Annotated in this window: 10 protein-coding genes and 1 pseudogene; 7 read left to right on the forward strand and 4 right to left on the reverse strand. The window is 54.3% G+C overall.

Features of this window, described 5'->3' with window-relative positions; genetic code table 11:
* Nucleotides 1–64: 64 nt before the first annotated feature.
* Nucleotides 65–2656, forward strand: a complete 2592-nt coding sequence (locus tag RBB77_RS10535; RefSeq protein WP_353067164.1) for a beta-glucosidase — start codon at nucleotides 65–67, stop codon at nucleotides 2654–2656.
* A gap of 152 nt (nucleotides 2657–2808) precedes the next feature.
* Nucleotides 2809–4479, forward strand: a complete 1671-nt coding sequence (locus tag RBB77_RS10540; RefSeq protein WP_353067166.1) for a hypothetical protein — start codon at nucleotides 2809–2811, stop codon at nucleotides 4477–4479.
* 122 nt (nucleotides 4480–4601) lie between these two features.
* Here the strand turns inward: RBB77_RS10540 and RBB77_RS10545 are convergent, their stop codons facing one another.
* From RBB77_RS10545 to RBB77_RS10555, 3 genes are all read right to left on the reverse strand, one after another.
* Complete coding sequence (locus RBB77_RS10545) at nucleotides 4602–5678, reverse strand: hypothetical protein (RefSeq protein ID WP_353067168.1); 1077 nt, start codon at nucleotides 5676–5678, stop codon at nucleotides 4602–4604.
* A 506-nt stretch (nucleotides 5679–6184) separates the two neighbouring features.
* On the reverse strand, nucleotides 6185–7996 hold the full coding sequence (locus RBB77_RS10550; protein ID WP_353067170.1) for an ABC transporter ATP-binding protein: 1812 nt from the start codon (nucleotides 7994–7996) through the stop codon (nucleotides 6185–6187).
* Between the two features lie 51 nt (nucleotides 7997–8047).
* The gene (locus RBB77_RS10555) at nucleotides 8048–8974 is read right to left on the reverse strand and encodes a cupin-like domain-containing protein (protein WP_353067172.1); all 927 of its coding nucleotides are present in this window, start codon (nucleotides 8972–8974) and stop codon (nucleotides 8048–8050) included.
* Nucleotides 8975–9197: 223 nt separating this feature from the next.
* On the opposite strand from RBB77_RS10555, the gene RBB77_RS10560 reads away from it, so the two are divergent.
* The 5 genes and pseudogenes from RBB77_RS10560 (at nucleotide 9198) to RBB77_RS10580 (ending at nucleotide 13917) form a co-directional block, all read left to right on the forward strand.
* The gene (locus tag RBB77_RS10560) at nucleotides 9198–10154 is read left to right on the forward strand and encodes a hypothetical protein (RefSeq protein WP_353067174.1); all 957 of its coding nucleotides are present in this window, start codon (nucleotides 9198–9200) and stop codon (nucleotides 10152–10154) included.
* Between the two features lie 526 nt (nucleotides 10155–10680).
* The gene (locus tag RBB77_RS10565; RefSeq protein ID WP_353067176.1) at nucleotides 10681–11121 is read left to right on the forward strand and encodes a YciI family protein; all 441 of its coding nucleotides are present in this window, start codon (nucleotides 10681–10683) and stop codon (nucleotides 11119–11121) included.
* A 43-nt stretch (nucleotides 11122–11164) separates the two neighbouring features.
* Nucleotides 11165–12460 (forward strand): RNA polymerase sigma factor, encoded by a 1296-nt coding sequence (locus RBB77_RS10570; protein ID WP_353067178.1) that lies wholly within the window; start codon nucleotides 11165–11167, stop codon nucleotides 12458–12460.
* A gap of 264 nt (nucleotides 12461–12724) precedes the next feature.
* Nucleotides 12725–12958, forward strand: a pseudogene (locus RBB77_RS10575) (transposase); the annotation flags it as partial.
* Nucleotides 12959–13140: 182 nt separating this feature from the next.
* Nucleotides 13141–13917 (forward strand): sensor histidine kinase, encoded by a 777-nt coding sequence (locus tag RBB77_RS10580; protein WP_353067180.1) that lies wholly within the window; start codon nucleotides 13141–13143, stop codon nucleotides 13915–13917.
* Between the two features lie 175 nt (nucleotides 13918–14092).
* Here the strand turns inward: RBB77_RS10580 and RBB77_RS10585 are convergent, their stop codons facing one another.
* Entirely contained in the window at nucleotides 14093–14488 is a 396-nt protein-coding gene (locus RBB77_RS10585; RefSeq protein ID WP_353067182.1) for a hypothetical protein, read from the reverse strand.
* Nucleotides 14489–14642: the final 154 nt, after the last annotated feature.

The following is a 14642-nucleotide window of genomic DNA, read 5'->3' on the forward strand; positions in this document are numbered from 1 at the left end:
GCGAGGCTGGATGGGACACCCAATGTTGCATTTACAATTTGGCAACAAAAAGGAAGACACTTCTATGAACTCAAAGCGCGTCGGCCCGTTTCGTTCTTATCTTCTAATGAGGCTTACTCTGAGTGCGGCTGTTTTGGTCGCTTACCGTCCAGGATTCGCCCAGGCTCCTCATACGCTCGATGCGGCTGAAGAACAGAAGGTGGATTCTTTGGTGAAGCAGATGACGCTTCGGCAAAAGCTCGACTACATCGGTGGGACAGGCTTCGGGGTGCGAGGTGTTCCGTCGCTTGGAATTCCACCGCTGGAGATGTCAGACGGCCCCTACGGCACGCGATCGAACTCTGGGTTTCCATCTACTACGTACGCGGCCGGAATCAACATGGCGGCTTCGTGGGACCCAACGCTGGCGGCGCGGATAGGAGCGGGAATTGGACGGGATGCGCGTGCCCGTGGTGTTCATTTTATGCTTGGGCCCGGAATTAACATCTATCGTTCTCCGCACAATGGACGTAACTTCGAATACTTCGGCGAAGACCCGTTTCTTACGGGGAAGATTGCCGTAGGTTACATCACCGGGATGCAGGAGCAGGGTGTCAGTGCCACTGTGAAGCATTATCTGGGCAATAACAGCGAGTTTCTACGTCATGACTCAGATTCGGAGATCGACGAACGAGCGCTGCGCGAGATCTATCTGCCCGGATTTGAGGCGGCGGTAAAGGAAGGGCACGTGAGCGCGGTGATGGATTCTTACAACCTGATCAATGGGCTGCATGCAACACAGAACGGATACTTCAATACCGAGATCATGCGCAAGGAGTGGGGATTTAAAGGCGTGATGATGTCGGACTGGGACGCCACCTACGACGCGGTTGGAGCAGCAAATGGCGGGCTCGATATCGAGGAGCCGACTGGGAAGTTCATGAACAACGCGAACCTTGCACCGGCGATTCAAGCAGGGAAGGTGTCCGAGGCGACGATCGACGAAAAGGTGCGACGTATTCTCGAGACGGCAGTTTCGTATGGATGGCTAACTCGCGATCAGCGCGATACATCCATCTCGTTTGTCGATGCGAAGAATAATACGATTGCGCTCGATTCGGCTCGCGAGGGAGCGGTGCTGTTGAAAAACTCGGGCAATCTGCTGCCACTGGATAAGTTGGCGGTGAAGACGATTTTGATTGTTGGGCCAGATGGTTATCCGGGCGTTCCTGTAGGCGGAGGAAGCGCGGGTGTGGTTCCATTCCACCAAGTGAGCGCGCTTGAGGGCATCTCCAATGAGCTTGGCGCGTCGGCGACTGTGCTGTACGACAGCGGTGTTCCTACGTTGTCATCTTTGGCGAGCGCTACAGAGTTTACGACAGAGGCAAAGGGCGGCAAAGCGGGGCTCTCGCTTGAAAGCTTCAATAATCTTGACCTTTCCGGATCTCCCACATCAACGACAGTTACGCGCCATGCTGTGTTGGCCGGGCTCACCATCAAACAGGCCATCGCAGATATTGATGCTGTGATGGAGATGCTCTTCAACTCGCCGCCAGCGCAGATCTCGCATCGCCTCACTGGTTTTTATAACGCCGCTACTGCGACTAAATACATCTTTGCTTTGGAGGATTCTGGCGAGGGTTCCGGAAATCGCATGTATGTGGATGACAAGCTCGTGATCGACAACTGGAAGATCGTGCGCGCGTTTCAGCCGCATGTGACGTTGGACCTTCCGGCTGGTCCACATAAAGTAGTTGTAGAGGAGTGGCAGAAAACTCCCATTGGCGGGCATGTGGCGCTTGCGATCGTACCGGAAAACAAGGTGGTGAATCCGGAAGCTGTGAAGCTTGCTGCAAAAGCTGATGTCGTGCTCGTCACGGCTGGGTTTCAGCAGGAAAGTGAGAGCGAAGGCGGCGACAGGACATTTTCGCTGCCCTACGGACAGAGTGAACTGATTCGTGAGATGGCCGCAGCGAACCCAAAGGTCGTGGTCGCGATCACATCGGGCGGAAATGTGGATTTCACAAAGTGGATTGATAGCGTGCCCGCGGTGTTGGAGACATGGTATGCAGGGCAGGCGGGCGGCCAGGCGTTAGCAGAGATTTTATTCGGTGACGTTAACCCCTCCGGACATCTACCGGCAACGTTTGAGCGAAAAGAAGCGGATAATCCGACGTTTGCTAATTACTACCCTGAAGGCGACTCCCAGCGTGTTGACTATAGAGAAGGCATCTTCGTCGGATATCGAGGTTATGAAAGGAACCAGATCAAGCCGTTGTTTCCTTTTGGATTTGGCCTCTCTTATACGACATTCAAATTTGCAAACCTGACGGTCGATCAGAAGAATGAAGGCGGCGAGATTCACGCGGTTGCCGGCTTCGATGTGACCAATACAGGCGCACGTAAAGGGGCTGAAGTCGTTCAACTGTATGTAACAGAAGAGCATCCTAAGGTGCCGCGGCCAGAGCACGAACTGAAAGGCTTCGAGCGGATAGAACTGTCGCCAGGCGAGACGAAGCGTGTGGAGATTCCGCTGGATGCGCGATCGTTTTCTTACTACGACGTCGCGGCCAAGAGGTGGGCGATAGGATCGAATCGATTCACGGTTTCCGTGGGCGATTCGGTGGAGTCGCTTCCGTTGAAGACGGATGTGAATTTAAAAGTCAATGGCAACTGATAGGTTAATGAAACAAGATACTATCGTGCAGCTATGAAATAGCAGATAGATGTTACTTACAACAGTAACTGATGAATTTACAAGCTTCTAATACTCCGGGCATAGAGTCGTCTGGTACCTCGAACGACGTATTTCAACTCACCGGAGACACAATGCGATTTTCCTTTTCAAAGGTCTGCAACTCACAACACCTCTTCCTAAAAGTATTGGCCACGCTCTCTCTCGGCGCAACCGCGGTTAGCATTTCTGCCGCTGCCCAAGAGCCGGAGCTAGAAGCCGGTATTCATTTCTTTCCGGGCAATCTGGTCGTCAGCCGCAGTGTCTACGACGACAATGCTAACAACGTAAAAGTCGGGGCTTTGCTTCCGCCGAACTGCGCCAACACCGTTGGACCCTGCGCCGCCGCAACCAACAACGGAAAGTACCCCTTCGTCTTTAACAACGTCATTCCTGACCCGTCTTTTGGAGTCACGGCGAAGATCTTCCTCGACCAGCTCACTCCTTCCGGATTCGTTCTGGACAGTCTTGAAGTCCCCAATAGCTCCCTGAGAAATATCCGCACCGAGAGCGACCAGGTCGTCACAAGCTTCAGCTCCAAGTCCGAGATCGCGCTCAACCTTTCCACCGACGGCAAGTTCCTTACCTTCATGGGCTACGTCGCCCCGATCGACACCATCGACGCCTCGAACTCCAACACTCCCGGCGCGATTGATCCCACCAATCCCGTCGGAATCAACTTCTACCGCGCCGTTGCCACCGTCAGCCGCAATGGCAAGTTCACCTTCACCGAGACCAACGCTTATAGTGGCAATAATGGCCGCGCCGCAATTCTCAACAACAGTAATGGCGAGAATTTCTTCTATACCGCAGGGAATGCAGGCAATGGTTCGAACCCGCAGCCTAGCGGCGTCGTTCTGGGCGCGGGCGCGCAGTTCATCGAGCCTTCGACCGCACACGAGAGCTTCCAGACACCCGTAGTGCCCACGCCGCTCGCCAGCTTTTCCGTCACCCAACTTGGCGACAAAGCCGACAAGATCGGCAAGGATGACAACTTCCGTGGCCTGACTATCTTCAACAACGTCGTTTACTTCACAAAGGGAAGCGGCAGCAATGGCGTTGACACCGTCTACTTCGTTGACACCACCGGCACCGCCTGCCCCAAGGGCGTAGGCGTCCCGGCCGTTGGAGCACCCCTCCCAATCTCTCCTCTCCCCGTCAATCTGAGCACACTGCAAACCACGGGCCTGTCGAGCAACATGTGCATACTCGCAGGCTTCCCAACCGCGCTGGCGAAGTCCGCCAACCCGGTCGCCGCTCCCTTCGGCATCTGGTTCGCCAACGCCGACACCCTCTACGTCGCGGATGAAGGCGACGGTTTCGCCAGCGACACCACCCTCTACACTCACGCCGCTGCACAAACCGCCGCCGGTATTCAGAAGTGGATCTTCAACGCCTCCACCCAGACGTGGAACCTGGCCTACACGCTGCAGACTGGCCTGGAGCTCGGTGTTCCATATACGGTGAATCGCTATCCCACCGGAAACAACTCAGCCACGAACCTCCCGTGGGCGCCTGCGACCGATGGAATCCGCAACATTACTGGAGCCGTAGACAGATACGGTAAAGCCACAATCTACGGAATCACTTCAACCATCAGCGGTGGTGGAGATCAAGGTGCAGATCCAAACCGCCTTATCGCCATAACCGACACACTCAGCAACACCGATCCGACAAAGGCGGCCAAGGAGAAGTTTACCGTTGTGCACAAGGCCGAATTTGCGGAGGTGCTCCGCGGCGTCTCCTTCGCGCCCGGATCCAAGTAGCGAGTCGACCGACTCGACGTACGAAACGACCGGTTACATCATTTGCTACGAACTCGCGGCGGGAAGACTCCTTCTCGCCGCGAACTTTTTCACCAACAATCTTTAGCCGTTCGGTATCCTCTTCAGTTCCGTTCCAGGATTTGCCCATCAGAGAAGACTTCAACCAAATGATAGTTCTGGCCCAGGTATTTGAGAAATGGCTCCAGATTATTTTTCGTAAGGATGGGAGCAGTTAGCGAGGGGTAGAGGTAGATGTAACGCGTTCGATGATTTGTCATCGATAAAAGCAGTGCGTCAACCTGCTGTGGTCGGGTAAATTCTGTCGTCGTAACAAAATCTAAAGGGCCCGGACTCTCCAGGGATAGAGCAAAAGCGGCATTAGTGTCGTTTAGAAAAGTCTCACCTGGATGTGTGTGTTGGGCGAGCCACAGCACCTTGTCATATTGCTTGTCGTTGATAAACGCAACTCGCCCCGTCGGGAGGTTGACTGTGACATGTTGATGTAATTGACGACTAATGGGCAGGTACAAAATGGAAGTAGTCGCTGCAGTCCATAGTGCAATGGTTGACCAGTAGTGCAGTCTGGAAGATCCATCGAGATACCAGACGAACAAAATGATGGCGGGAGGCCCCACTGCACATAGACGAAGGAATGTGGGCGCACTCACAATCGAGACGAAGAGCGCCGAACCCACGAGAGTGAGAAGAAGAATTTTTCTCCACTGGAGTGAGTCCATTCCTCGTTTTTCTCGAGCTAGGCGAATTGTACACAGAATGTAGATAAGTGGCGCGGCGGTATGCATGAAGATGAAGGAAATAAGGAGATGAATGCCACTGATTCCATGGACCCTTGGCGCTCTGAAGAATGCCAGGGGATTGTTTTCTTGTGCGCGAAAAAAAACTAATGGATAGTAGATTGTCCAGTATGTAAGTGTTCGGAATCCGATGAGATGAGCATAATACCCAATGACAGGAATCACGACAGAGGCAAAAGGTAGGAACAGCAAGAGGAGTTCGCGAAACCAATTCGGTTTATGTCGTCCATCGCCGTCGGTTGTCAAAAAAAGATAGAGAGCGATTGCAAGCAGGCTGAGGCAACCGTACGTCTGCGTAAACAGCGTGGCAAAGCCGCACAGAGATCCTGCCAGAACGATTCTTGCCGACGATCTTCCGCCAAGCAACATGCCAATCGCCGCCATCACGAGAAGAACGCTCCACCAATGGTGCGTCGCATCGAGAGCACTGTTGATGTCGAATACGAGAAATATGAGGGTTGCCAGAATTACGGAAGAGGTACGCAGCAGTTTTTGGGCGTCCCACATTACGATCGAACTAAGAAGGAGGCCCAAAAGGATTAGCAGGCCTTGTACTACCCATTGATGAACCCCCAAAAGCCGGAAGATCCCAGCATAGAGTAGATCGGTCCCTGGAGGGACAAATGTGAAGTAGTCTCTGTAAGGCAACTGTCCATGCATCATGCGAAGAGCGTGAAGAAAGTAGTGTGACTCGTCGCCCACTGTAAGAAGGGGAACGGTGGGAAGAAGAAAGGTTCTTAGGTAAAGAAATACTGCCGAAACAAAAAACAATAATAGAGCCCATCGTGGTATGGGAGGACTCGACCGAAACTGTGACTTTGCGGTAGTCATGTTGAATTCGCCCATTGCGCTTTCAACCCTTGAGTCTGACATGTCCGCAGCTTGCTGGCTCATTGAAGCACCTTGTCGCCTTCACCGGGCGCCAAAAAAAGATTGGCCTCGAGGCCATGTTGACGAGTGTAAAGATCGAAGTAGCGCCCATGGCGCCGGTAGAGCGATTCGTGGTTGCCACGCTCGACTATGCGTCCCTTCTCCAGCACGAGGATCTGGTCGGCACGCCGAATGGTTGAGAGGCGATGGGCAATAACAAAAGTCGTGCGACCTTGCATGAGATAGTCCAAGCCGCTCTGGATCAGGGCTTCGGATTCTGAGTCGAGGGAACTGGTGGCCTCATCTAGAATTAGGATACGAGGGTTGGCGAGGATTGCACGAGCGATGGAGATCCGCTGGCGCTGGCCGCCAGACAATCTGATACCTCGCTCACCAACGATAGTTTCGTATCGCCCGGGAAAACACTCAGTGAATTGGTCCACCCGGGCTATTCGGCAGGCTTGGTACAGTTGCTCGTCGGTCGCGTTCGGACGGCTAAAGAGAATATTTTCTCGGATGGTGCCATCGAACAAAAAAGTTTCCTGGAGCACAACGCCGAGCTGTTGGCGAAGATTGCTAAGTCGGATCGTGCTGAGGTCCACATTGTCGATTGAAACCTGGCCCGAGCCTGCAGTGTGGAAACCGCAGATGAGCGAAATGACAGTTGATTTCCCCGATCCGGATGAACCCACTAGAGCAGTGACCGTGCCAGGCTCAGAGTCGAAGGTGAGGCCATGCAACACAGGCTCACCCGGAGTATAAGCAAAGGCTACGTTCTTGAATGTGATGTGCCCTATGATCGGTTCGAGTACCGCGGTGCGACCGGCCCCTTCGTCTTCTTCAGGTTCGTTGAGGACTTCTAGGGTGCGGTCGAGTCCGGCGAAAGCTTCTGTCAGTTGAGTACCAATGCTGACTGACATCGCGATAGGCGCGACCATAAAAGCCAGAAGCATGGTGAATTCTACGTAGCCGCCAACGTCGAGGCGATGCGTATTGACCTCCCTTGCTCCGAGATACATGATGAGCGCACCAACAGCCCCTAGGACCATGGTTTTACAAAGCGACAAAAAGGCTTGAGAAGTAATCGAAAGAGTGATGTTTTTGAGGATGCGATTTGCACCTTCCACAAAAATTCGGGCCTCGCTGGCTTCGGCGTGATAGCCCTTAACAACCCTTATCCCGTTGAGCGATTCGGTAAGTCGACCCGTGACCTCTGCACTAATGCGAGAACGTTCACGAAAGAGGGGGCGCGTTACCCCAAGGGCCCTCTTCAAAAACCAACCAAAAGAAATCAAGAGACCAATTGTGAGCGCGGTCATAAGAGTGCTGATGTGGATCAATATCGCTAGAGCGATGACAGCTGTGAGGATTCCCCCCACAAAGTCCAGCAGGCCGGCGCCAACCAAGTTGCGGACGCTCTCAACGTCTGTCATGATGCGGGCGACCAGGGTACCGGTGCGGTTTTTATCATAGAAGGAAATAGGCAGGCGCCCGACATGAGCCTGAACCTGAGCCCGCAGTTCTGCGATAAGGCGCTGGCCGGTAACACCAAGATATCGATCTAAGAAGTAGGTTATGGTAGCGCTGATACAGGTAGAGGTGACAACGGCTCCGAGGATCAGAGGTAGTCGACTGGTCTGATGCCTGTACATGACATCGTTAATCAGAAAGCGAGACGAGACGGGTACAAAAAAACTGCAGCATCGTTCCACAATCATCAAGAAAAATGTGCCTGCAAGAGGCCATTGGCGCGGTCGGACCAGTGCCCATACCTCGGTGATCATTTTGCGTCGGCGTGGTTCTGGGCGCGAAATGAATTCTTGTGTCTTCATCTTCTTGATGTCAGGTGTGATGGAAAATGCCTGGACCGCAGAGTCGGAGGATCAGATCTTCGCTGCACTCTGATTTGTCGGTTTCAGCTTTTTTAATTGATTGTCTATTTTTCGACCCACAGCTACGGCGGAAGCTTTTATGTGGTCTGTTATTTTCGAGCTTCCTGGAGGCTTCGGTTTTAGGCCCGCTTGCCGTAGATAGTAATTGGCCAAGTAAATATTTTTGCGTCGATCATCTTTATATTGGTAGTTGATACTTAGTGAGACGGAGATTTCATCACCGTTCTGCACCCAATGCGGGTTGTTCAAGGGGATATGAACACCTGTGCCGGGACGTAGAGTGAACACTTCTGCGCGATCTTCCAGCTCCCGTGGATAAGTGACTGAGTAGTCGCTCAGCGACCAATATCGTTCCAACTCTTCTTCGGGCAATACGTCTCGGTCCCTACGATCGAAGATGTGGATTTGTTTTTCTCCGCTGATCTGCATCAAGAAATTGCAGATAGGGTCGATGTGATACATGGTCACTCGTCGCGGTGAGGTGATGTAAATATCTGCTTCCTGAGTTTTTTTGTCATCGTCGATAGGCCGTCCGCTCAGCTTTTTCAGCTCATTTAAGCAATCTGCTAGCAGCGAATTATATTCAGGATCCTCGTTCACGCGTAACAGTGCGATCCATGCACCCGAGTTGTGGACTGAATCGAAGACCTCTTCCACCGGCTTTGTTCGCGCGGGCACAGAATCCCAGCGCTGGTCGACACGAATGTCGCCAGCATTGTAATAAACATTGTTCTTTGTTGCGGGATTGGTCAGCAGATGACGCATGCGTTCCCGAGTAAAGAGGGGATGTCCGACGCTAAAGATATGTCTAAACTCGAATGACTTTTCGTCAAAGTCCTCTCGGAATCGAGGCGTGTCAAAGCCGAAAACTGTGCCTTCCGATTTCAGGTCCGAGGTGATAGCACTCTGGGCTGACATAAACTCCCTTCTGAAACGAGATGATCTTATCCCTACCGATAAGGAGACCCCGTCTGCAGTCCACAGTTGTCATTGGCTTGTCATCCGATTGTCAAATGATGTCCAACGGGATCGGAAGCAATGACAGGCAGTGATGTGGGGGTAGATGATTGATCCTGTAGTAGCTGTTTTGCCTTAGGACTAGGTCGCGATTCGTGCGAGTTAGCTCAAGAGAGGATGTCCAATGCTGGTTCAGCAAGAATCTATCGTTCGTTGTGATCGCGACGTGTTTTCGCAGAATTTCAATCGACTTCCCCATGAAGTTCAGCACACTCTCTCCGGGAATCCACTATTTGAACTTGGTGCGCTGGCCGAGTTATCCCAGCGAATAGCCACGCGCGAAAAGCCGCATCATCCGAAGGGCGACATTCACGTCGAGCGTGGCGCGTCAGTGGGGAATTCCAGGCTTGATCTGCACGATTGGGCAAAGATTGATCTCAACAGTCTGATACATGAGATTGAAACGGGGCAAACCTGGATCATCCTAAAGCACATTGAGCGCGAACCTGGTTACCGTGAAGTCTTCGAAAACTGCATCTGCGAAATCCTGGATCTTGCTGGCAAAGAGATCCTTGAACAAATCAAGTGGTTTGAAGCAATTCTCTTTATCACTTCACCTAACCGAGTCACCGAATACCACATCGACCGTGAATGCTCATGGCTGTTTCAAATCAAGGGCGACAAGGATATTCACTTTTTCGATCGCGCCGACAAGGACGTGCTCCCGGATGCCGAACTGGAAAAATATTGGATGGTCGACAACCTTTCGGCGGTATACAAACCACAGTATGAACCGCGCGCCATGGTTTACCATCTGCGCCCGGGCGTCGGAGTACACAGCCCTGTCAACACACCGCACTGGCTCCAAAACGGAGACAACGTCTCTATAAGCCTAAATATCAATTTCCAGTTTCATGAACGCGTCTGGGAGAATCTTTTTAAAGCTAACTACTACCTGCGCCGGGCGGGAATTACACCCTCTTCTCCCGGCAAGCACCCGGTCGCGGACCGTTTCAAAAAATATGCTTATACGGCTGTTCAAGACATCCGGCGCAAGGTCAAACATAACCCGGTTATTTTTTCGCACAACGAGGCTCGGCGGCAGTATTACCGCATTGCGGAAATTGTGGGCTCGCGCTAAGACGAGCCCGGGCAGTTGCCTGTCTTCTCTGCAATATCCGCAGAAGGCCGTGGAGAGTCCTCTGGGGAGACCTGGTCGGTTCTGCGATGCGCACAACCGACGCAGGCGGATCAGCACCGGGCCGTATATCTAGCCGTGCAGTTTGTCATTGGCCGACTGAAGTATCGTTTTTTGGGGGGATGACGGATGTCTAGTAATGCCTCAACCAATCAGGATGCGACACAGTGGCTACCTCATGCAGAATTTGACCGATGAGTTCGGACAGTTCAGGCCAAGCCCCAGCCGCGAAGGCTGCCTCAACAAAATCCGTAATTTGGGCCACCCTTCGTCTCCCCGAAAAATAATTAATTAAAATTCCGTTCTCATGTCGATTCGGCCACACCCCGTTCGACGTATCAGCAGAGAGCCAGTACGATAGCGACCAACAGCGATCCATCTGGGCTCTTGATCTGAGTCACCGGTTAGTTCACGAATTGCTAACCCGAAAACAAGCCACACCATCGCTCAACCCAAAGGAGATTTCGCAATGCGATTCATGGTCATCGTCAAAGCAACCCCGGAGTCAGAAAAAGAAGGCGCCCTCCCCGATCCACAGCTCCTGCTCGAGATGGGCAAGTACAACGAAGAGCTCAGCAAGGCTGGCGTGCTGCTCGCCCTCGATGGCCTCCATCCCAGCTCCAAAGGCGCACGAGTCAAATTCTCCGGCAAGTCTCGTACCGTCGTCGACGGCCCCTTCACCGAGGCCAAGGAGCTCATCGCCGGCTTCTCGATCTTGCAAGTCAAGTCCCTCGAAGAGGCCATTGAGTGGGTCAAGCGTGCGCCCAACTGCAACCCGGGCAGCGACTCCGAAGTCGAAATCCGCCAGATCTTTGAGATGGAAGACTTGGCATCTGTCCTGTCCGAAGAGCAGATCCAGCATAAAGTAGCGAAACGGGCTGAGCTGCCGAATCAGACCGCCAACAAATAACCACCCTTGCATCCACAGAACGAAGCTGGTGTGATCGGTAGCAGTGTCCGCTGCCGATCCACATCACGCCACAAATCGCACCATCGAAGCCGTATGGCGCATCGAGTCCGCGCACGTCATCGCCGGACTCACGCGCCTCACCCGCGACGTCGGCCTCGCTGAAGACCTCGCGCAAGAGGCACTTGTCGCCGCACTCGAACAGTGGCCGCAATCTGGCGTACCCGATAATCCCGCGGCATGGCTCACCGCAACCGCCAAACGCCGCGCCATTGATCTCTTCCGCCGCAACGCCGTCGCCGAGCGCAAACACGAAGTGCTCGCCCGCGAACTCGAAGCCCTCGAACAAACCTCGCCCGACCTCGACTCCACTCTCGACAACACCATCAGCGACGACCTCCTCCGCCTCGTCTTCATCGCCTGCCATCCCATCCTCCCCACCGAGTCCCGCGCCGCCCTCACCCTCCGTCTCCTCGGGGGCCTTACCACCGACGAGATCGCCCGCGCCTTCCTCACCCTCGAACCCACCATCGCCCAGCGCATCGTCCGCGCCAAACGCACCCTCGCCGACAAGCACATCCCCTTCGAAGTCCCCCACGGCCCCGAACTCGCCGCTCGCCTCTCCTCAGTCCTCGAAGTCATATACCTCATCTTCAACGAGGGCTACTCCGCCACCACCGGCGACGACCTCATGCGCCCCAGCCTCTGCGAAGACGCGCTCCGCCTCGGGCGCATCCTCGCTGAACTAACTACCACCGAACCGGAAGTCCACGGCCTGGTCGCCCTCATGGAGATCCAGGCCTCCCGCACCCGCGCCCGCATCACCTCCACCGGCGAACCGGTCTTACTCTTCGATCAAAACCGCACCCAATGGGATCAACTCCTCATCCATCGCGGGCTAACCGCAATCGAACGCGCTCACAAAATCAACACCACCCGTGGCCCCTATCTCCTCCAAGCCGAGATAGCTGCCTGCCACGCCCGCGCCCGCACGCCATCCGAAACCGACTGGAACCGCATCGTCGTACTCTACACCGAGCTTGCCCACCTCACTCCATCCCCCGTCATCGAACTCAACCGTGCCGTAGCCGTCTCCATGGCCCACGGCCCCCAGGCCGGCCTCACACTCGTAGACGACCTCGCTTCCGAAACCTCTCTTTCGCGCTACCATCTTCTCCCCAGCGTCCGCGCCGACCTCCTCTACAAACTAGGCCGCCGCGCCGAAGCCCGCATCGAGTTCGAACGCGCCGCCGCACTTACCCGCAACACTCGAGAGCGCGACCTCCTGCTCGCCCGCGCAGCATCTTGCAAAACTGACCCAACTGACCCTAAGGGAAAATAACAAACGGCTCATCCCGCAGACATGCCGGCCGATTTCCCGACGCCGCAAACGAATTGGAATCCTATATTAAGACGCCATCTTCCCCGTACACACGGCTAAGACCCCGCGCTTACCCTGAAAACGGACAGGCCCAGCGTGCTTCGACAGGCGATTCAGGCCGTCCGCAAGGGTGGGACTCTTTCCATTCCTGGCGTTTACGGTCTCTTTGACAAAGTTCCTTTTGACGCTTCCTTTGGCAAAAGCATCACCATGAAAATGGGGCAGACGAATATCGTTGCCGCTATCGGCAACGGTGCTGCATTCCGTAAAGGCCGAGAGTTTGCCGCATGGCTCGGCATCGTGCCGGGACAGTGCTCGACCGGCGGCAAGGCCAAGTTGCTTCGCAGCAAGCGTAGCAACGTCTACTTACGCAAGATACTGATCCATGGCGCCCGGAACGCTTCTTGCTTCCACGTTCTGACGTTGAATCTAGTGAACCTTAGATTGAGCGTCCATTAAATTTTTTCTGCCATTCCGAGTGATGGCCTGCGATCGCCTCCTAGCAGGAACATGTAATGGACACGAGCATCCCTCGCCGCTACGATCCAGTCAAAGCTCGAACACGGGCGTTCTTGATAGCTTCATGCTGCACCCGGGTCCCAGGCTGATGAGCGTAAGAAAGTCAGGAAGTCGGCCTTCACTTGAAAAAAGGAGAATCTGTCATGCGGCTCGATGGATTATCTCTTGCGTATAGAAGCCCCTATGCGTTTAGTTTGGGGCCAACGTTCGGGGAGATGGGTGCCCGTCTCGAGAGACGCGCAGCTGAGCGTAAGAGAATTGCCCAAGACCTGCGCGATACCGTGCAGCAAGATATTGTCAGCGCAGCTATGCAGCTAGATGTTGCAGTGGACCAGCTACCCGCGAATTCGCCCGCGAAGCTGCCGTCAAGCGTTCTCGAATTGATGAGACACGTCATGGAAGAAGGCCGCAACGCCCTTCGAGGACTCCGCTCATCTAATTCAGACTCCGATTCAGACTTCGACGACTTAGGGCAGGCATTTTTCCGAATCTCGCAAGATTTGGGCATCGAACTGCAAATTGATTTTCAGGTCATCGTGTTAGGTGCGGCCCGAAAACTACATCCGCTCATTCGCGACGAGGTCTATCGCATCGGCCGGGAACTATTGGTGAATGCGTTCCGCCACTCCCGAGCCAGGCGCATCGAAGTCGAGCTTGAGTATGCATCCAAGCGCTTCAGGATAGTCGTCCGCGACGACGGTTGCGGGATCGATCCTCAAGTGCTGCGTACGGGACGCGAGGAACGTTGGGGGTTCCCTCGGATGTGCGAACGGGCAGAAAGAGTTGGCGCCGGGCTCAGAGTTTGGAGCCGCGCCGCGGCGGGAACAGAAGCCGCGTTGTCCGTCCCCAATTCCATCGCCTTCGAATCCCCAATGGTCGAGAAATTCGCAGAGTGTTAGGAGAATTCAACGGAAGTCTTCCGGTTGGAAGCGCGCAGATTGCCACGGCCGTCTCGAGATTGCGTCCGAGTGACGGGCAACCCGGAGAGCGCCGGGCTAAACCGGATTGTTGTAAGGATGACCTTCAACGCCGAAAGGCCGGGTGCGAGTTTCCAACTGTCTCCGTGAGGGACCACTACTTTACCGCGGCTAAAAGTCCTTTCACGACCGTTACGAAAGGGATCTCGGCGAGGACCACCGGGAGAAGTGGGATTACGATTGCCAAGACGAGGCCGACCGTCGCGCCGCGGTCGACTGGAAACGGCTGAAGCTTCTCGACATTCTCATAGCTACTGTCGTAATCGGTGAGAGTGCTTATCTCAGGCGCAGTCAAAAACTCCTCGTCGTGTCCTTTTCGATTGAGAATCCACTTTTTGTGAAAATCGACGCTGTGAAGTTGACCGAGGGTTCCATATTGCAGAATGCCCTGACGATGAAGGCGCCCAAACTTTGGAACGAACAGGATAAGCGGTCCCATAGCGCCTATAAGCACGATTGCCAGCAGCACGATCGCGTCGATTTTGAAATTCATCAGATGCGCTCCGTGATGCAGAATTTCAGTTCGCCACGTTGATCCGATCGACCCACAAACAACGAATGCGGTAGGGGCGATCGCCAGGGGAGACATCCCCAAAAAGCCGACTCCGCCGTGCTGATCGGGATCTGTCGGAATAAGCTCCAACCCA

The sequence above is a fragment of the Tunturibacter psychrotolerans genome (genome assembly GCF_040359615.1).
Classification (GTDB): Bacteria; Acidobacteriota; Terriglobia; order Terriglobales; family Acidobacteriaceae; genus Edaphobacter; species Edaphobacter psychrotolerans.